Genomic DNA, 18,091 nt, shown 5'->3' with positions numbered 1-18,091 from the left:
TCTAAATTTAAGCTTCCTCAGTGGAAACTAAATGTTTAACTTTATTTATCATACCAAGAATGTTAGGTGTATCATCATGTTCTACAACCTGACCAATTCTTTTTAAACCAAGAGCCTCTAAAGTCCTTTTTTGATTTTGAGGTTTCTTAATTCCACTTTTTAACTGTGTAACTTTAATCTTTGCCATAATTTTCCTCTTAACCTTTAAACACTTTTTCTAAAGAAACACCTCTTTGTGTAGCAATAGTTTTTGCATCTCTAAGTTGTAATAAGGCATCAAATGTAGCCTTTACAACGTTATGTGGATTGGATGAACCCTGAGATTTAGATAATACATCATGTACACCTACAGATTCTAATACTGATCTTACAGCACCACCAGCAATAACCCCAGTACCATGAGATGCAGGCTGAATATAAACTCTTGCACCACCAAATTTACCTTTTTGCTCGTGAGGTAAAGTTCCTTTATTTAAAGGAATACGAACTAAATTCTTCTTGCCATCTTCAATTGCCTTTGCAATTGCAGTAGCAACTTCTTTTGACTTACCTAAACCGTGACCTACAACACCATTCTCATCACCTACAACAACAATTGCAGAAAAACCAAATGCTCTACCACCTTTTGTTACCTTAGTTACACGTTGAATACCAACTAATTTATCTTTTAAATCTAAACCACCTGGTTTAACAGTCTCTACGTTTTTATATTTTTGGAACATACTAGTATATTAGAATTTTAGTCCTGCTTCTCTTGCACCATCAGCTAAAGATTTTACTCTTCCATGATACAAATTACCTCCTCTATCAAAAGCAACTTTATCTAAGCCAGCTTTAACAGATTTCTCAGCGATTGTTTTACCAACCAAAGCAGCAATCTCGGTTTTATTTCCTTTTACTTTTGCAATATCCTTATCTCTTGAAGAAGCGGATACTAAAGTGACTCCTTTAACGTCGTCTATAACTTGAGCGTAAATTTCGCTGTTACTTCTAAATACAGATAATCTTGGTTTAGCTGCAGTTCCAGAAGAAACCTTACGTATTCTACGTCGGATTCTTAATTTTCTTTGTGTTTTTGATAATCCCATAATATCCTTTATTAAGCTGATTTACCAGCTTTTCTTCTTAATATTTCACCTACAAACTTAATTCCTTTCCCTTTGTACGGCTCCGGACTACGGAAAGATCTAATCTTTGCTGCTATATGACCAACTAATTGCTTGTCATGAGAAGTAAGCTTTACAATAGGGTTTTTACCTTTTTCAGATATAGTCTCAACCTTTACCTCTGGGGCAAGATCAAAAACAATATTATGAGAAAAACCTAAAGCCAAATCAAGTTTTTGACCTTGATTACTTGCTCTATAACCTACACCTACTAATTCTAATTCTTTGGTCCATCCTTTAGATACACCTTCTACCATATTGGTGATAAGTGATCTATATAAACCGTGCTTTGCTTTATGGTCCTTAGAATCAGATGGCCTTGTAACGAAAGCCTGTCCGTCTTCTACTTTAACCGATACTCCTGAGAACTCTTGAGTCAACTCACCTAACTTTCCTTTAACAGAAATGATATTGTCGTTGATTTCAACTGTAACCCCTTCAGGAATTGCGACTGGATTATTACCTATTCTAGACATTTTCTAAATCTTTTATCAATTAATAAACGTAGCATAAAACTTCACCACCAACTTTCTCTGCCTTAGCCTGCTTGCTAGTCATTACACCATGAGATGTAGAAACGATTGCAATACCCAAACCATTCAATACACGAGGTAAATCTTCGTTACCTGCATATTTTCTAAGACCAGGCTTACTTATACGCTGTATTTTCTTGATAACAGGTTCTTTTGTAAGCTTATCATACTTCAAAGCTATTTTTATAGAACCTTGAACTTTGCTCTCTTCGAACTTGTAACTCAAAATATATCCTTGGTCGAATAATATTTTAGTAATTTCTTTCTTTAGATTCGACGCAGGGATTTCAACAACCCTATGTCCCGCTCTACTCGCGTTTCTAACTCTCGTTAGGTAATCTGCAATAGTATCTGTTACCATATGTATATAATTCGGAAACGGTTTTCAGCACTTAAGCCAAACCTGAATCCATTAATAATTCTTTACTTACCAGCTAGCTTTCTTAACACCTGGTATTAAACCAGCGTTAGCCATCTCTCTGAATTTTACCCTTGAAATACCAAAAGTTCTCATGTAACCTTTAGGTCTTCCAGTTAACTTACATCTATTGTGTAAACGTACCGGAGATGCATTTTTAGGTAATCTTTGTAGCGCTTCGTAATCACCAGCTTCTTTTAAAGCTTTACGTTTCTCAGCATACACTGCTACAGTTTTTTCCCTTTTTCTCTCACGGGCTTTCATTGATTCCTTAGCCATACTAATTCTTTTTAAAAGGTAAACCTAATTCTGTTAATAATGATTTCGCTTCTTTGTCTGTATCCGCAGAAGTTACAAATGTAATATCCATACCGTTAATTCTATTGATTTTATCAATATTAACTTCAGGAAATATAATTTGCTCCGTTACACCCAGGTTATAATTTCCACGACCATCAAAACCAGTAGCTTTAATACCTTGAAAATCTCTTACACGTGGTAACGCAGAAGTAACCAAACGGTCTAAAAATTCGTACATACGCTCACCTCTTAAGGTAACTTTAGCACCAATTGGCATACCTTTCCTTAATTTAAAGGCAGCAACATCTTTCTTAGACATAGTAGCAACGGCTTTTTGACCCGTTATCATAGTCATCTCATCTATTGCATGGTCAATAAGTTTCTTATCAGCAACAGCAGCTCCTACACCTCTACTCATTACTATCTTCTCTAACTTAGGAACCTGCATTACATTACTGTAACCAAACTCTTCGGTAAGGGCAGCTACTATTCGCTCCTTATACTCTTTCTTTAATCTTGCAACGTATGCCATAACTAAATTACTTCATTGGATTTTTTGGAAACCCTAACTTTTTTACCATCCTTAATCTCGTAACCTACTCTTGTTACATCGCCAGTTTTACTGTCGATCAACGCTAAATTAGAAATATGGATTAAAGCTTCTTTTTTTACAATACCACCTTGAGGGTTTTTAGCACTAGGCTTCTCATGTTTAGATACCATATTGGCACCTTCAACGATGGCTTTATTTTTCTCAAGATTTACACGCATAACTTTACCTTCGGTACCTTTATGGTCACCAGCAGTAATTCTTACCGTATCTCCTGTTTTGATTTTTAACTTTTTCATCTTGTCCGTTATATTATAATACCTCTGGGGCCAATGATACAATCTTCATGAACTGCTTATCCCTAAGCTCTCTTGCTACAGGTCCAAAAACACGAGTTCCTCTCATTTCTCCGGCAGGATTCAATAACACACAAGCGTTATCATCAAATCTGATATAAGACCCATCAGGTCTTCTAACCTCTTTCTTTGTACGAACTACAACAGCAGTTGAAACCGCACCTTTCTTGATACCTCCGTTTGGAGTTGCCTCTTTAACAGTAACAACAATTTTGTCACCTATTGAAGCATATCTTCTTTTGGTACCACCAAGAACACGGATAGTTAAAACTTCCTTTGCCCCTGTGTTATCCGCTACTTTTAGTCTAGATTCTTGCTGTAACATAACTTATTTAGCTCTTTCTAAGATTTCTACTAATCTCCAACATTTGGTTTTACTCATAGGTCTTGTTTCCATGATCTTTACAGTATCACCAATGTTACAATCGTTCTTTTCGTCATGTGCAACATATTTCTTTGTCTTCAAAACGAATTTACCGTACATAGGATGTTTTACCCTCTTTACTTCAGCAATAACAATAGATTTCTCCATTTTATTACTAGTAACAACTCCTACTCTTTCTTTTCTTAAATTTCTTTTCTCCATAAAGCCCACCAGTTATTGGTTCTCCCTATTAGTTAATTCAGTAGCTAATCTTGCTACCGTTCTCCTTACTTTTCTAATCTGAAGCGGATTTTCTAACGGAGTTACAAAATGTGCCATTTTCAAATCTGCATGCTGCTTCTTGTACTCGGCCAATTTCTCCGTAAGTCCTTCCACAGACATTTCTTTAATCTCTTGTTTTTTCATTATTACTTACGTTTAATTTCCAGCCTCGTAATCACGAGCTACAATGAATTTTGTTTTTACAGGAAGTTTCTGAGCCGCTAATCTTAAAGCTTCTTTTGCTACTTCCATAGGAACTCCGGCTACTTCGAACATAATTCTACCTGGCTTAACCACGGCTACAAAATATTCTGGCGCACCTTTACCTTTACCCATACGTACTTCTAATGGCTTTTTGGTAATCGGCTTGTCTGGAAATATTTTAATCCACAATTGACCTTCTCTCTTCATAAATCTAGTAGCAGCAATACGAGCAGCTTCTATCTGGCGTGAAGTCAAAAATGCAGCATCATCAACATTCTTTATACCGAACATACCATTTGAAAGTTGGTGTCCTCTTCCAGCAAGACCTTTCATACGGCCTTTCTGCATCTTACGGAACTTTGTTCTTTTCGGTTGTAACATTACTTTAGTTCTTTAAAAAATTACTTTCTACGACGTTGTTTTCTTCCACCTTCTTGCTTACCACCTTTGGAAGAATCTTTTTTCATCCCTACTAATGGAGATAATTCTCTTTTACCATAAACCTCACCTTTCATAATCCAAACTTTAATACCAAGTTTACCATATGTAGTTTGAGCTTCTTGTAAAGCATAATCAATATCTGCTCTAAAAGTAGATAATGGAATTCTACCATCCTTATAAGATTCGGAACGTGCCATTTCAGCACCATTCAATCTACCAGAGATTTGAATCTTTATTCCTTCGGCATTCATACGCATTGCTGCAGCGATTGCCATTTTTATTGCTCTTCTAAAAGAAATTCTACTTTCTATTTGACGAGCAACACTTGCAGCTACTAAATTAGCATCAAGCTCAGGTCTTTTTATTTCAAAAATGTTGATTTGAACCTCCTTATTGGTGATCTTTTTCAACTCCTCTTTTAATTTATCAACTTCCTGACCACCTTTACCGATAATGATACCAGGTCTAGCAGTGGTAACAGTAACCGTGATTAATTTAAGAGTACGTTCAATTATAACTCTTGAAACACTAGCTTTAGAAAGTCTGGCATGAATATACTTACGTATTTTATCATCCTCAGCCAATTTATCTCCGTAATCGTTTCCACCATACCAGTTAGACTCCCAACCTCTTATGATTCCTAGACGATTTCCTATTGGATTTGTTTTCTGTCCCATCCTAGTTTTCTGTTATGTTTTTTGAACCCAAAACCAATGTAACATGGTTTGAACGTTTTCTAATTCTATGTGCTCTACCTTGTGGAGCAGGACGCAATCTTTTCAACATTGCACCACTATCTACTCTAATCTCAGCAACAATTAAATCAGCATCTTCTAAATTTGCATCTTCATTTTTTGCTTGCCAATTAGCCAAAGCTGAAAGTAATAATTTCTCTAACTTTCTAGAAGCTTCTTTAGGATTAAACCTTAATATAGCTAATGCTTGCTCTACCTTTACACCGCGAATTAAATCTGCAACTAAACGCATTTTTCTAGGTGAAGTAGGACAGTTATTCAACTTAGCGAAAGCTACCATCTTCTTCTCAGCCTTTATTCTTTCGGCCATCTGTTTTTTACGAACTCCCATAGCTTACTTTTTTCCTTTGTTTTTCGCACCCGCATGACCTCTAAAAGATCTAGTTGGTGAAAATTCCCCAAGTTTATGTCCTACCATGTTTTCTGTTACAAAAACAGGTACAAATTGTTTTCCGTTATGAACCGCTATTGTCATCCCAACAAAATCAGGAGTAATCATAGATGCTCTAGACCAAGTTTTGATAACCGATTTTTTACCGGATGATACACTTTGTTGGATTTTTTTCTCCAAACTATAGTGAACGTAAGGTCCTTTTTTTAGTGAACGTGCCATTTCTTTCTACTTTTTTATTTCTTTCTACGTTCTATTATATACTTGTTGGTGCTCTTGGTCTTAGAACGAGTTCTGAATCCTTTAGCAGGTACTCCGTTTCTCGATCTTGGATGACCACCTGAAGCTCTACCTTCACCACCACCCATTGGGTGATCGACAGGGTTCATAGCTACCGGTCTAGTTCTAGGTCTTCTACCCAACCATCTACTTCTACCAGCTTTACCTGATACCAATAATTGATGATCCGAGTTAGATATAGCACCAATAGTTGCCATACAACCAGAAAGAATTAATCTAGTTTCACCAGATGGCATCTTAACAGTAACAAATTTACCGTCCTTCGCCATAAGTTGAGCAAATGTACCAGCACTACGAGCCATAACAGCTCCTTGACCAGGTCTTAACTCAATACATGAAATTATAGTACCTAATGGAATTTCGCTTAACGGCAAAGCATTACCAATCTCAGGAGCTACCGTAGCACCAGCAGAAACCTGCTGATCAACCTGTAAACCATTCTGAGCGATTACATAACGCTTCTCACCATCTGCATACTCCAAAAGAGCAATAAATGCAGTTCTATTAGGATCGTACTCAATAGTCTTAACAGTAGCAGACACATCTTGTTTGTCTCTCTTAAAATCTATTACACGATACCTTCTTTTATGACCTCCACCTTTTTGGCGTATGGTCATCTTTCCTTGACTGTTTCTACCTCCCGACTTTTTTAACGGAGCAAGCAAGCTTTTCTCCGGCTTATCAGCAGTAATGGCGTCAAATCCATTTACTACTCTAAAACGCTGTCCTGGAGTGATTGGTTTTAATTTTCTAACTGACATTTCTTGTCTTTATAGATTACTGTAAAAATCGATAATATCACCTTCTACAACATCAACAATCGCTTTTTTAATAGCATTTGTTTTTCCATGCTGTACACCAGTTTTTGTATATCTGGATTTTCTTGAAGGACCGTAATTCATTGTACGAACCTTCTTCACAGAAACACCATAAGTAGCTTCAACCGCATCTTTAATCTGCAACTTGTTAGCCTTAGGGTCAACTACGAATCCATAACGGTTATTCAACTCGCTATCAGCAGTCATCTTTTCCGTTATAATTGGTTTTATCAACACACTCATGATATTATTGTTTATTTAAATTCGATTCAATTCCTTCTAAAGAGCTTTCTAACAACACCACACTATTAGCATGAAGAATTTTGTAAGTACTTAATTCTGAGTTAGTTATAACTTCTGAGCCTTTAAAATTACGCGAAGACAAATATACACCTTTATTTGAATCACCCAACACTATTAAAGACTTTTTATTCTCAAGACCTAAAGTCTTTAAAACCTGAACAAAATCTTTAGTTTTTGGAGTGTCAAAATCAAAGTCTTCAACTACTAAAATTGCATTCTCTTTAGACTTTAAAGTCAATGCAGATTTTCTTGCCAAACGCTTTAAGTTTTTATTTAACTTTTGACTATAATCTCTAGGTCTAGGACCAAATATTCTACCACCACCTCTAAAGACTGGAGATTTAATACTACCTGCTCTCGCAGTACCAGTACCTTTTTGTTTCTTAATTTTTCTAGTACTACCAGCAATCTCAGCTCTTTCCTTTGCTTTGTGCGTACCTTGTCTCTGGTGAGCCAAATACTGCTTTACATCTAGGTAAACTGCATGATCATTAGGCTCTATAGCGAAAACATCATCAGAAAGGTTTGCCTTTCTACCTGTGTCTTTTCCTTTAATATCTAAAACTGCTATCTTCATTACTCTACCTTTGTATGGTTACATAAGCATTCTTATGGCCCGGAACACAACCTTTTACTACTAAAAGATTCTTTTCTGGAACTACTTTTAAAACTCTAAGGTTCTGTACCGTTACACGATCAGTACCCATTCTACCGGCCATTTTCATACCTTTAAATACTCTTGCAGGATATGATGCAGCACCAATAGAACCAGGAGCTCTAAGTCTGTTATGCTGACCATGAGTTGCTTGACCAACTCCGCCGAATCCGTGACGTTTTACAACACCCTGAAAACCTTTACCCTTAGATGTACCAATAACATCCACGAATTGTCCCTCAGCAAAAACATCAACACCAACAGTGTCACCTAACTTAAATTCACCTTCAAAATCTCGAAACTCAACGACTTTTTTCTTAGGAGAAGCACCTGCTTTTTTAAAATGGCCTAATTCAGCCTTAATAGCACGACTTTCTGCCTTGTCATCGAAACCAAGTTGAAGGGCACTATACCCGTCGACCTCTTCGGTTCTGACTTGGGTAACTACACATGGTCCAGCCTGTATAACGGTACATGGAATGTTTTTTCCATTCTCGTCAAAAATACTGGTCATGCCTACTTTCTTTCCTATTAACCCAGACATACTTATTTATATTAATTATTACTTATTAAATTCTATTCAAAAAAATAGGGTCAAAATAATTTAACCCTAAATTATTTTTTCCGTTTTTCCCTCGCACGCAGCTTAGGACATGTTATCTAACCCATATTAAGGATTAGATTGTGAATTACACCTTAATCTCTACTTCTACACCACTTGGAAGCTCTAACTTCATAAGTGCATCAATAGTTTTAGATGAAGAGCTATAGATATCCAATAATCTCTTATAAGAACTTAATTGGAACTGCTCTCTAGATTTTTTATTTACGTGCGGTGAACGCAATACTGTAAATATCTTTTTATGTGTTGGTAAAGGAATTGGCCCTGTTACAACAGCACCGGTAGTCTTTACCGTTTTTACAATCTTCTCAGCAGACTTATCCACCAAATTGTGATCGTAAGATTTAAGTTTTATTCTAATTTTCTGACTCATGTCCTAAATTTATGCTGTTATACCTTTTGCTGCTTTGATAACTTCTTCTGAAATATTAGAAGGAGTTTCTGCATAGTGTGAAAATTCCATTGTTGAAGTTGCACGACCTGAAGATAATGTTCTAAGAGAAGTAACATATCCAAACATTTCAGATAATGGCACTGTACCCTTAACAACTTTTGCTCCAGCTCTATCGCTCATATCACCAATAGTACCTCTACGTCTATTTAAATCTCCAACGATATCACCCATGTTTTCTTCAGGAGTAATAACTTCTAACTTCATGATTGGCTCCATAACAACGGCACCAGCAGCTTTACCAGCAGCTTTGTAACCCATTTTTGCAGCTAATTCGAAAGAAAGTGCATCAGAATCCACAGGGTGGAAAGATCCATCCTTAAGAACAACTTTCATAGAATCCATTTCATATCCAGCTAAAGGTCCGTTTTGCATTGCAACTTTAAAACCTTTCTCTACAGATGGAATAAATTCTTTTGGAATACGACCACCTTTAATTTCATCAACAAACTGAAGTCCTTCTCCTTCGAAATCCTCATCAGCAGGACCCATTTCAAATACAATATCACCAAACTTACCACGACCACCAGATTGCTTCTTATAAGTTTCTCTGTGTCCAGCCGTTTTAGTTAACGCCTCTTTGTATTCTACTTGAGGTTCACCTTGACTAACTTCAACCTTAAATTCTCTTCTTAAACGATCAACAATAATATCTAAGTGAAGCTCACCCATACCAGATATAATTGTCTGTCCAGAAGCTTCATCAGTTTTTACTTGGAAAGTAGGATCCTCCTCAGCTAATTTAGCTAAAGCCATACCTAACTTATCAACATCCGCTTTCGTTTTAGGCTCTACAGCAATACCAATTACTGGTTCCGGGAAGTCCATGCTTTCCAAAACAATTGGGTGCTTTTCATCAGACATGGTATCACCAGTCTTAATGTCTTTAAAACCTACAGCCGCACCAATATCACCTGCTTCGATAAAATCGATAGCATTTTGCTTATTGGAATGCATTTGATAAATACGAGAAATACGTTCTTTTTTACCTGAACGATTGTTCAATATATAAGATCCAGCATCTAAACGACCAGAATATGTTCTAAAGAATGCCAATCTACCCACGAAAGGATCGGTAGCAATCTTAAATGCTAAAGCCGAGAACGGCTCTTTTACATTAGGCTTACGTTTTTCAACAGCACCTGTATCAGGATTTGTTCCTTCGATATCATCCTTATCTACAGGAGAAGGTAAATATCTACAAACAGCATCCAATAAAAATTGAACACCTTTATTCTTAAATGAAGATCCACAAATCATAGGAATTATTGCACGATCCATAACCGCAGCCCTTAAAGCAGCGTGTACTTCTTCTTCAGTAATAGAATCCTCGTCTTCGAAGAATTTCTCCATCAACTCCTCATCATATTCTGCAACAGCTTCAATTAAAGCAGCTCTATACTCCTTAACTTCAGCTTTCATTTCTTCAGGAATATCAATTACATCAAATGTAGAACCGAATCCTTCATCATGCCAAACAATAGCCCTGTTCTTAGCCAAATCAACAATACCTCTAAAATCAGCTTCATCACCGATAGGAAGTACAATTGGCACAGCATTAGAACCTAACATTTCCTTAACTTGCTTACAAACCATAAGGAAATTAGAACCTTGACGGTCCATTTTGTTCACAAAACCTATTCTTGGAACTTTATAATTATCAGCCAATCTCCAGTTAGTTTCTGATTGAGGCTCAACACCATCAACAGCACTAAACAAAAAGACCAAACCATCCAAAACACGTAAAGAACGATTCACCTCTACGGTAAAATCAACGTGACCTGGAGTATCTATTATATTAAAGTGATAATCCTTTGTATCAGGCAATTCTTTTGCATTTTCCAAAGGAAATTTCCATGTACATGTAGTAGCAGCAGAAGTAATTGTAATACCTCTTTCTTGCTCCTGCTCCATCCAGTCCATAGTAGCGGCACCATCATGAACCTCACCTATCTTATGACTAACACCCGTATAAAAAAGTATACGCTCTGTAGTAGTAGTTTTTCCAGCATCAATATGTGCTGCAATACCTATATTTCTTGTAAATTTTAAATCTCTTGCCATGTCTATTTAGAATCTAAAGTGCGAAAATGCTTTGTTTGCCTCAGCCATCTTGTGCGTATCGACTCTTTTCTTAACAGCTGCACCTTCTTCTTTTGCAGCAGCTAAAATCTCTCCAGCCAATTTTTGGGCCATACCTTTTTCGTTACGCTTTCTTGCATAACTAATCAACCACTTCATAGCTGTTGATATTTTACGGTCCGGTCTAATCTGCATTGGAATTTGAAATGTTGCACCACCAACTCTTCTACTTCTAACTTCTACGTGCGGCATCACATTACTTAATGCATCTTTCCAAAGTTCTAAAGCTGTCTTCTCTTCATCAGTCTTCTTTGCATCTACGATATCAATTGCATCGTAAAAAACACCAAAAGCAACTGATTTTTTACCATCCCACATCATCATATTGACGAAACGTGTCACCAACTGATCATTAAATCTTGGATCTGGTAAAAGTGGTCTTTTCTTTGCCTGTCTTTTTCTCATTACTTCCTTTTAAACAAGTTTAATTACTTCTTAGGGCGTTTTGCACCATATTTAGATCTACGCTGTGTTCTACCGGCCACACCTGCTGTGTCCAATGCACCACGTACAATATGATACCTAACTCCTGGTAAATCTTTAACTCTTCCGCCTCTTACTAATACTATCGAGTGCTCTTGAAGATTGTGACCCTCTCCTGGAATGTAAGCATTCACTTCCTTACCATTAGTCAACCTTACCCTTGCTACTTTTCTCATAGCTGAATTTGGTTTCTTAGGCGTGGTAGTATAAACACGTGTACAAACACCCCTTCTTTGAGGACACGAATCCAAAGCAGCCGATTTACTCTTCTTAGTAATCGTCTCTCTTCCTATTCGTACTAATTGTGATATTGTTGGCATACTATTAAATAATATATAAAAATTACCCCTACTTTAAGGGTCGGCAAATGTAGTAATATTTCAGTAAAATTCAAACCAAGTTCAATTTATTTTTATTTTTTTTTGATTACCTCATTTTCACACCAAATAAACCATAGTTAATATGTTCTTAATTCTTGAGAATTAATCACCAAATCTCATACAATTTTCGATCTGAATAAAATGCAAGTTTTTCTGTATTTTTTTGAAGAATTGCGAATATGACAAAAAAAACCATGTTGAATTATATAACTTTAAATCTGGATCGTGTTTAATCTGTAACTCCTAATTTTACCACAGGTTCTTAAAGTTTTATTAAAATTATCTTGCATTATTAACACATTATTGTGAAGTTTGTCGCTAGCTAATTCAAATAATTTAAAAATGAGAACAAAACTAAATGGATTGTTAACGCTACTTTTAGCGTTAGTTGTGCATATTTCTTTTGCACAGCAAAAAACAGTTTCCGGTACGGTTACTGATCAGGGAGGGCTACCTTTGCCCGGGGTTAACATTGTAGTTGAAGGTACCACTACTGGTACACAAACTGATTTTGATGGTAACTACTCTATTATGGCCTCTCAAGGCGAAACATTATTATTTACTTACATCGGTCAAAAAGCTGTGAGAAAATCGGTTGGAGCCGGTAGCTCAGTAAATGTACAGATGGAAGAAGATGCTCAAGCCCTTGAAGAAGTGGTTGTTACCGCTCAAGGTATTAAGCGTGAGAAAAAAGCTTTAGGTTTTGCAGTTTCATCTGTAGACGAAGAAGATTTAGAATCTCGTGCTGAAGGTGATGTTGCCCGTGTATTATCAGGTAAAGCATCTGGTGTACAGATAACATCGGCTGGTGGTATGTCTGGATCTGCAACTAACGTTGTAGTAAGGGGTTTAAGTTCCTTTAGTGGGAGTAACCAAGCTCTTTTTGTTGTTGATGGTGTTCCTTTTAGTAGTGATACTAATGCACAAGATACTAACGGTGGTGGTTCTAACTTCTTAACAGGTAACACTGGTTCTTCTAGATTTTTAGATTTGGATCCAAACAACATCGCAAAAATTGAGGTATTAAAAGGTCTTGCAGCTGCAACACTTTATGGTTCTCAAGGTAAAAATGGTGTGATTCTAATTACTACTAAAGCAGGTTCTGCTGTTGGTGGTAAGAAGAAAACTGAAATTACCGTTAACCAATCTTACTTTGTTAACGAATTTGCTTCTTTACCAGATTACCAAGATGAATACGGTAATGGTTTTGATCAAGCATTTGGTTGGTTCTTTAGTAACTGGGGTCCTAGCTTTGAAGAAAGCGGCCTTTCTGGATGGGGAAGACAAGCAGCTATTGATGAAAACGGTACTTTAGAGCATCCTTATAGTAGTACAGCAGTCGCTTCTACTAGAGAAGCATTTCCTGAATTACAAGGTACAAGATACGATTGGAAACCTTATGATTCTGTTGAGGATTACTTCAAGCCTGGATCTGTAAGCTCTACGTCTGTTAATATTAATGGTGCTTCTGAAGATGGAAACACTACCTTCAATGCTAACTTTGGTTACTTAGATGATGAATCTTTCGTACCTGGAAATGGCTTAACAAGAGCTAACGTATCTATAGGTGGTAGATCTAAACTATCAAATAGATTTACTGTATCTGGAGCTATGAACTATACAAGAACCGATTACAGCTCACCTCCTATTGCAGCAAGTGAAGGTAATGGTACTACTGGTCTATCTATCTTTGGTAATATTTATTTTACACCACGAAGTGTTGATTTATTAGGTTTACCTTACGAAAACCCAATTGATGGATCTAGTGTATACTATAGAAATGGTAATGACATTATCAACCCACGATGGACTGAGAACAATGTAAAATATTCTCAATTAACTACACGTGTTTTCTGGAATGCTTCTGTACAATATGACATTAACGATAATCTTAACATGACGTACAGAGCAGGTTTAGATTATTATAATGAAAGAAATGAACAATATTCTAACAAAGGTGGTGTAAACTTTACAGATGCCATTTTTGGTTTCTTAAATACATATGATAACAACAATACAATTTGGGATCACTACTTAGCCTTAAACGGTAATTATGATTTATCAGAAAAATTAGGATTGTCATTTAACGTTGGTGGTACTACTAGATCAACTACTTTTGATCAATCTGGTGTTGCCAGTACAGGACAGATTGTATATGATATACAAAGACATTTTAACTACTCTAACCAGTCTCCTATTCAATATACTGAAAGAAGAAATATTGCAGGTCTTTTAGGGCAAGTTACCTTAGATTACGACAATATGTTGTTCTTTACAGCTTCAACTAGAACTGACTGGGTTTCTAACCTTACTACTGAAAATAATAGTCAAACATACCCAAGTGCAAGTGCATCATTCTTGCCAACGGCTGCTTGGCCTGGTATTAAATCAGAAAAAGGACTTAATTTCTTGAAATTAAGAGCTGGTTTAGGTCAATCTGCAACATTTCCTACAGCATACCCTACAGTAAGTGTTGTTGAGCAAAATACACAAGTTTATGGTGAAGGTGCTGAAGTGACAACAAACCAAGTTGCTGCTTTTAAAGCAAATCCTGATTTGAAGCCAGAGCTTCTTTCTGAATTTGAAGTTGGTTTTGAATCTAAATTCTTTAGCAACAGAGTATCCTTAGATTTTACATATTTTGACAGAACAACTAAAGATCTTATTGTAAGAGAACCTCTTTCTCCATCAACAGGTTTTACATTCACACAAAGTAACGTTGGTAAGATTGAAGGTGATGGTATTGAAATTGATTTAGGTGTTGACTGGATTAGAAGTGCAGAGCCTAGTGGTTTTAACTGGAATACTAGAGCTAACTTCACTAAAAACAAATTTATTGTAACAGAGCAAGAGCAAGATATCATTATTTATGCTGGTAGTTCAACTTTATCAGTTGGTGGTAATGCCGCAATTAAAGGTGAGCAATTAGGTGTTATTGTTGGTGATGCAATCGCAAGAGATGCTGATGGCAACTTCTTAATTGATGATGGTGGTGATTATGTAACTACTGAAGTAGATGCAGATGGTAACGTTCCAGTTATTGGTAATCCAAATCCTGATTATATCATGAACATCATAAACTCTCTTTCTTATAAGAACTGGAATTTAGGTTTTCAGATTAGTCATACTAAAGGTGGTGACATAGTTTCTAACACTATTGGTACATTATTAGGTAGAGGTTTAATTACTGAAACCTTAGATAGAGAAAACACTTATATTTTACCTGGTGTTTCTCAAAGTACTGGTGAAGTGAACAATAAGCAGATCAACAACTCTACTTATTACTTCAACAATATCTTATTTGGCCCAACTGAATTGAAGGTTTATGATGCATCTGTGGTTCGTTTACAAGAACTTTCATTAGGATACACTTTCCCTGCAAAATCGTTAGAAAGAACTCCTTTTGGATCATTAACAATTACAGCACAAGGTTTCAACCTATGGTATGATGCTTACAATACACCAGAGGGTGCTAATTTTGACCCTAATATTCAAGGTGCAGGTGTAGGTAACTCTCAAGGTTTTGACTTTATTAACGGTCCAAGTTCAAGAAGGTATGGAGTTAGTATCAAAGCAACCTTTTAAAAATTGCTAATCTTAATTAATAGAAATATTATGAAAAAAATAATTAAATATATAACCGTTGTTTTTACCGCAGGAGTGCTATTAAACTCTTGTGAAACAACAGATCTAGATCTTAGGACTAGCCCTAACGATCTTGCTGCTGATCAAGCAGATCCAAATTTATTGTTGAATTCAATTCAACTTGCATATGTAGCAAATATGTATACCATAAATGATATTGGTTCAGAACTAACTAGAATCGATTATATGCTTGGTCGTAACTATTTCAACACATACCCAGGTAATACTTTTGATGATATTTGGGAACGTCTTTATAGTAGTACAGATGGTAATAATGATGTATTTACATCTGATGTAGATTTAGGTATTTTCCCTAATGTAGAAAACTTAAAAACCATAGATGCTGGAAGTGACACTGATTATTCTTTCCACATTGCGGTTGGTCAAACTTTAAAAGCGCACATGCTTTTATTATTGGTTGACTATTTAGGAAAAGCTACTTTAAGTGAAGCTGGTAATCCTGTTGAATTTCCTGCACCATTATTGGATGAAGGTCAAGATGTTTATGCCGGTGCATTAGCCTTATTGACTGAAGCAGAAGCGTTATTTGCAGCTGATCCTGCTACACAAGGAGGTGAAGATTTCTTCTACGGTGGGGACACTGAAAATTGGATTAAACTTATTAATACTATCAGATTAAAAGCTGCTGTTACTACTGGTGACATGAGCACATTTAATTCAATTATTGCTGGTGGTGACTATATTTCTGAAAACGGAGATGACTTTCAATGGCAGTACGGTACTAGAGAATTACAACCAGATACACGTCACCCAGATTATCAGGATGATTATACAACTAGTGGTGCAAACATTTACCAGAACAACTGGTTAATGAATAATATGTTGGTTAAAAACGACCCTAGAATCAGATACTACTTCTACCGTCAAGAAAGTGCAACACCAGGTGCTGCAGGTGAACCTGCAAATGAAGAGTTACTTGCTTGTTCATTAGCAATACCTCCTGCTCATTATGCTGGTTATATTTATTGTTCTGTACCTAATGGCTACTGGGGTAGATCTCACGGTAATAATGAAGGAACACCACCAGATGGTTTCCAAAGAACTGCTGTAGGTGTTTATCCTGCAGGTGGTCGTTTTGATGATAGTAGCTTTGATGTTGTTGGTCTTGGCCTAGGTGGCGGAGGCGGAGGTATTGAGCCAATTATACTTGCTTCTTACGTTGATTTTTGGCAAGCTGAAATGGCAACTTCTGCTGCTGTAAAAGCAACATTCTTAGAATCTGCTATGACAAAGTCAATTGCAAAGGTTCAAAGTTTTGGTTCTTTAGATTCTGGCGCAGATTTATCTGTAGCACCTTCAGAAACAGATGTTACAACTTACATTGATGGTATTGTTACTGATTATTTAGCTGCTTCAGGGGATGACCAAACAAATATTTTGGCTGAACAATACTGGATCGCTCTTTACGGTGGTGGAGTTGAAGCATTCAATTATTACAGAAGAACAGGTTTCCCTACAACATTAGCTCCTAACTGGGAACTAAACCCAGGTTCTTTTCCAAGATCATTTTTATATCCTCAAACAGAGGTTATAACGAACTCAAATGTTTCGCAGAAATCTGATTTATCAACTCAAGTATTTTGGGATACCAATCCAGCTGGACCAGCTTTCCCATCTGCTAACTAAAAATTAAGAAAATGAAAATAAACAATAAAATATTAGGCGCTATTATAGGTGTTTCCTCGCTACTAATAACATCTTGTGATGATGACGGTGGTAAAGTTATTGATGAAGTATTTGCAGAAACTACAAGAGGTGCTGTTTTAAGAACAATTGAATCAGGCGGTATTTTAGATCGTTTTGATACCTCTACAACTTTCGGTTTTACTTTTGAAGAACAAGATTACGAAGATGGTGATTTGTTAGAAAAAGTTGATTTATACATTAGCTTCGAAGATAACACTGAAGCAAATGGAGATTCTACAGTAGATGAAATTTTAATTGAAACTTTTTTACCTGCTGATTTTACCGATGGTGAATTTGGTTTACCACGAGCTAGTTACGAAACTACTCTTGCTAACGCTTTATCATTATTAGGTTTGGTAGAAGGTGATTTTGATGGTGGTGACGCTGTTCAGTTTCGTTTAATTTTAACGCTAACAGACGGTAGAACTTTTACTAATGATGATAGTACAGGTACTATTACAGGATCTTTCTTTAATGCTCCTTACTTCTACAATCCAATTATAAAATGTATACCACCTGCACCAGTTGCCGGTGAATATACTATTACTTTGGAAGATAGCTATGGTGACGGTTGGAACGGCGCATCTATTGATGTTGTAATAGATGGTGTAGAAACTTCTTACACATTAGCAAGCGGTGCTGCTGGAACAGAAACATTTACTGTTCCTGAAGGAACTGCTGAATTTACATTAGCCTTCTCATCTGGTGATTGGGATAGTGAAATTACTTATGAAATAGAAGCTCCTACTGGAGAACTAGCACTTTCAGACGGACCAAGTCCAACTGTTGGTATTCAAACTTTGAATATCTGTGGTGGGTAGTCTA

The 18,091-nt window shown here is 36.4% G+C and carries 26 protein-coding genes; 3 read left to right on the top strand and 23 right to left on the bottom strand.

The features are described 5' to 3' along the window. Positions 1–7: 7 nt before the first annotated feature. From rpmD to rpsL, 23 genes are all read right to left on the bottom strand, one after another. A complete protein-coding gene (rpmD, locus tag UH1x_RS12570; protein ID WP_036152161.1) occupies positions 8–187 on the bottom strand; it encodes a 50S ribosomal protein L30 in 180 nt (59 codons plus the stop codon). A gap of 10 nt (positions 188–197) precedes the next feature. After that, the gene (gene rpsE / locus UH1x_RS12565) at positions 198–722 is read right to left on the bottom strand and encodes a 30S ribosomal protein S5 (protein WP_058103817.1); all 525 of its coding nucleotides are present in this window, start codon (positions 720–722) and stop codon (positions 198–200) included. A gap of 9 nt (positions 723–731) precedes the next feature. Further along, the gene (gene rplR, locus UH1x_RS12560) at positions 732–1,088 is read right to left on the bottom strand and encodes a 50S ribosomal protein L18 (RefSeq protein WP_036152157.1); all 357 of its coding nucleotides are present in this window, start codon (positions 1,086–1,088) and stop codon (positions 732–734) included. 11 nt (positions 1,089–1,099) lie between these two features. Continuing rightward, positions 1,100–1,642, bottom strand: coding sequence for a 50S ribosomal protein L6 (gene rplF, locus UH1x_RS12555; protein ID WP_036152156.1), 543 nt, complete (start codon positions 1,640–1,642; stop codon positions 1,100–1,102). 19 nt (positions 1,643–1,661) lie between these two features. After that, positions 1,662–2,060, bottom strand: coding sequence for a 30S ribosomal protein S8 (rpsH, locus tag UH1x_RS12550; protein ID WP_036152154.1), 399 nt, complete (start codon positions 2,058–2,060; stop codon positions 1,662–1,664). A 66-nt stretch (positions 2,061–2,126) separates the two neighbouring features. Further along, positions 2,127–2,396, bottom strand: a complete 270-nt coding sequence (gene rpsN, locus UH1x_RS12545) for a 30S ribosomal protein S14 (protein ID WP_036152152.1) — start codon at positions 2,394–2,396, stop codon at positions 2,127–2,129. A 1-nt stretch (position 2,397) separates the two neighbouring features. Next, complete coding sequence (rplE, locus tag UH1x_RS12540) at positions 2,398–2,949, bottom strand: 50S ribosomal protein L5 (protein ID WP_036152150.1); 552 nt, start codon at positions 2,947–2,949, stop codon at positions 2,398–2,400. Between the two features lie 2 nt (positions 2,950–2,951). Then, positions 2,952–3,266, bottom strand: a complete 315-nt coding sequence (rplX, locus tag UH1x_RS12535; protein WP_036152148.1) for a 50S ribosomal protein L24 — start codon at positions 3,264–3,266, stop codon at positions 2,952–2,954. 13 nt (positions 3,267–3,279) lie between these two features. Further along, on the bottom strand, positions 3,280–3,648 hold the full coding sequence (gene rplN, locus UH1x_RS12530) for a 50S ribosomal protein L14 (RefSeq protein ID WP_027064819.1): 369 nt from the start codon (positions 3,646–3,648) through the stop codon (positions 3,280–3,282). Positions 3,649–3,651: 3 nt separating this feature from the next. Then, entirely contained in the window at positions 3,652–3,909 is a 258-nt protein-coding gene (rpsQ, locus tag UH1x_RS12525; protein ID WP_027064820.1) for a 30S ribosomal protein S17, read from the bottom strand. 12 nt (positions 3,910–3,921) lie between these two features. After that, positions 3,922–4,113 (bottom strand): 50S ribosomal protein L29, encoded by a 192-nt coding sequence (gene rpmC / locus UH1x_RS12520; protein WP_036152146.1) that lies wholly within the window; start codon positions 4,111–4,113, stop codon positions 3,922–3,924. Positions 4,114–4,125: 12 nt separating this feature from the next. Beyond that, positions 4,126–4,554, bottom strand: a complete 429-nt coding sequence (gene rplP / locus UH1x_RS12515; protein WP_036152144.1) for a 50S ribosomal protein L16 — start codon at positions 4,552–4,554, stop codon at positions 4,126–4,128. 20 nt (positions 4,555–4,574) lie between these two features. Continuing rightward, positions 4,575–5,291: a 30S ribosomal protein S3 gene (gene rpsC / locus UH1x_RS12510; protein ID WP_036152143.1), complete on the bottom strand. Its 717-nt coding sequence runs from the start codon at positions 5,289–5,291 to the stop codon at positions 4,575–4,577. 1 nt (position 5,292) lies between these two features. Next, positions 5,293–5,700 carry a 50S ribosomal protein L22 gene (gene rplV, locus UH1x_RS12505; protein ID WP_482621986.1) on the bottom strand — a complete coding sequence of 136 codons (408 nt, stop codon included), beginning with the start codon at positions 5,698–5,700 and terminating at the stop codon, positions 5,293–5,295. Between the two features lie 3 nt (positions 5,701–5,703). After that, positions 5,704–5,982: a 30S ribosomal protein S19 gene (gene rpsS / locus UH1x_RS12500; RefSeq protein WP_036152139.1), complete on the bottom strand. Its 279-nt coding sequence runs from the start codon at positions 5,980–5,982 to the stop codon at positions 5,704–5,706. A 14-nt stretch (positions 5,983–5,996) separates the two neighbouring features. After that, entirely contained in the window at positions 5,997–6,821 is an 825-nt protein-coding gene (rplB, locus tag UH1x_RS12495; RefSeq protein WP_482621984.1) for a 50S ribosomal protein L2, read from the bottom strand. 9 nt (positions 6,822–6,830) lie between these two features. Further along, the gene (gene rplW, locus UH1x_RS12490; RefSeq protein WP_036152136.1) at positions 6,831–7,121 is read right to left on the bottom strand and encodes a 50S ribosomal protein L23; all 291 of its coding nucleotides are present in this window, start codon (positions 7,119–7,121) and stop codon (positions 6,831–6,833) included. A gap of 4 nt (positions 7,122–7,125) precedes the next feature. Further along, a complete protein-coding gene (rplD, locus tag UH1x_RS12485) occupies positions 7,126–7,758 on the bottom strand; it encodes a 50S ribosomal protein L4 (protein ID WP_036152134.1) in 633 nt (210 codons plus the stop codon). Positions 7,759–7,762: 4 nt separating this feature from the next. After that, the gene (rplC, locus tag UH1x_RS12480; RefSeq protein ID WP_036152131.1) at positions 7,763–8,380 is read right to left on the bottom strand and encodes a 50S ribosomal protein L3; all 618 of its coding nucleotides are present in this window, start codon (positions 8,378–8,380) and stop codon (positions 7,763–7,765) included. Between the two features lie 145 nt (positions 8,381–8,525). Further along, the gene (rpsJ, locus tag UH1x_RS12475; protein WP_007094989.1) at positions 8,526–8,831 is read right to left on the bottom strand and encodes a 30S ribosomal protein S10; all 306 of its coding nucleotides are present in this window, start codon (positions 8,829–8,831) and stop codon (positions 8,526–8,528) included. 9 nt (positions 8,832–8,840) lie between these two features. Next, entirely contained in the window at positions 8,841–10,973 is a 2,133-nt protein-coding gene (fusA, locus tag UH1x_RS12470) for an elongation factor G (protein ID WP_036152129.1), read from the bottom strand. Between the two features lie 6 nt (positions 10,974–10,979). Next, entirely contained in the window at positions 10,980–11,456 is a 477-nt protein-coding gene (gene rpsG / locus UH1x_RS12465) for a 30S ribosomal protein S7 (protein ID WP_027064831.1), read from the bottom strand. 23 nt (positions 11,457–11,479) lie between these two features. Further along, the gene (gene rpsL, locus UH1x_RS12460; protein ID WP_036152127.1) at positions 11,480–11,854 is read right to left on the bottom strand and encodes a 30S ribosomal protein S12; all 375 of its coding nucleotides are present in this window, start codon (positions 11,852–11,854) and stop codon (positions 11,480–11,482) included. 402 nt (positions 11,855–12,256) lie between these two features. On the opposite strand from rpsL, the gene UH1x_RS12455 reads away from it, so the two are divergent. Genes UH1x_RS12455 through UH1x_RS12445 form a run of 3 tightly spaced genes read left to right on the top strand, consistent with a single transcriptional unit; the run spans position 12,257 to position 18,087 of the window. Then, on the top strand, positions 12,257–15,499 hold the full coding sequence (locus UH1x_RS12455; RefSeq protein ID WP_482621981.1) for a SusC/RagA family TonB-linked outer membrane protein: 3,243 nt from the start codon (positions 12,257–12,259) through the stop codon (positions 15,497–15,499). 30 nt (positions 15,500–15,529) lie between these two features. After that, positions 15,530–17,206 (top strand): SusD/RagB family nutrient-binding outer membrane lipoprotein, encoded by a 1,677-nt coding sequence (locus UH1x_RS12450; protein WP_482621980.1) that lies wholly within the window; start codon positions 15,530–15,532, stop codon positions 17,204–17,206. Positions 17,207–17,217: 11 nt separating this feature from the next. After that, the gene (locus UH1x_RS12445; RefSeq protein WP_482621978.1) at positions 17,218–18,087 is read left to right on the top strand and encodes a hypothetical protein; all 870 of its coding nucleotides are present in this window, start codon (positions 17,218–17,220) and stop codon (positions 18,085–18,087) included. The last annotated feature ends 4 nt before the right edge of the window (positions 18,088–18,091 follow it).

The organism is Maribacter sp. UH1 (assembly GCF_056839145.1).
The sequence above is the reverse complement of the archived record's forward strand: the minus strand, read 5'-3'. Positions and strand labels throughout refer to the sequence as shown.